The organism is Corynebacterium sp. HMSC073D01, assembly GCF_001815555.1.
GTDB lineage: Bacteria > Actinomycetota > Actinomycetes > Mycobacteriales > Mycobacteriaceae > Corynebacterium > Corynebacterium glucuronolyticum.
In genome coordinates, this window is record NZ_KV821016.1 from 1 (window position 1) to 701 (window position 701).

The following is a 701-nucleotide window of genomic DNA, read 5'->3' on the forward strand; positions in this document are numbered from 1 at the left end:
GCACTGTTCTGGCATCTGTGCCGTTTTCCTGGGTGGCGAAGGCTTGTGTCCCCACATCCAACCTCGTGGCATCATCAATAACCTGGTAGATCGTTATTTGTGTATGATGCAAATCAAACAGGCGGTAGATCATCGCATCGATTTGCCACAACTCATTGGCCGCACCCCGAGCAAACCTTTTAAGCGAGGAACGTGGCCGTTTCCTCGCGTTTTCTTCTGTCACCCCATGCACACTCAAAACCCGGGCAATCGTAGACCGCGACGGCCCATCCAACCTGTTATTCTCATCCATCAACGCGTAGTAGATCGACCAAGGACCATAGTCAGACCCAAACTTCTTCAACCGTTCACGAGTCTCAAGGATGAGCCTATGGTCATCATCATCGAATTTAGCGTGCGGAATGTGAGGAACCGTGGAGTCAGGGATAATCCCAGCCTCCCCACGCTCCTTCACCCGTTTCTTGATGTTGTAGTAGGTCTGCCGGGAACAACCAACCTCCCGACAAAACTGGCGGACAGTTTTACCATCGCGAACCGGATCGAAAGACGCGATCCGCTTACGCAAAGAAAGTGAAATACTCATCTAGCCATTGCACACAAAAAGTGTCCAAAAACTATTAAGACACAATGTCCACAAACCTCTTAGACTCCATGTCCAAAAAGTCATTGGACTCCGTGTCCAAAAACTAGTGAGACATCAC

Annotated in this window: 1 protein-coding gene; it reads right to left on the reverse strand. The window is 49.6% G+C overall.

Translation table 11 applies throughout. The features are described from left to right. Nucleotides 1–583: helix-turn-helix domain-containing protein (locus tag HMPREF3044_RS13295; protein WP_070738992.1), on the reverse strand; the 583-nt coding region annotated here is incomplete at its 3' end. Nucleotides 584–701: the final 118 nt, after the last annotated feature.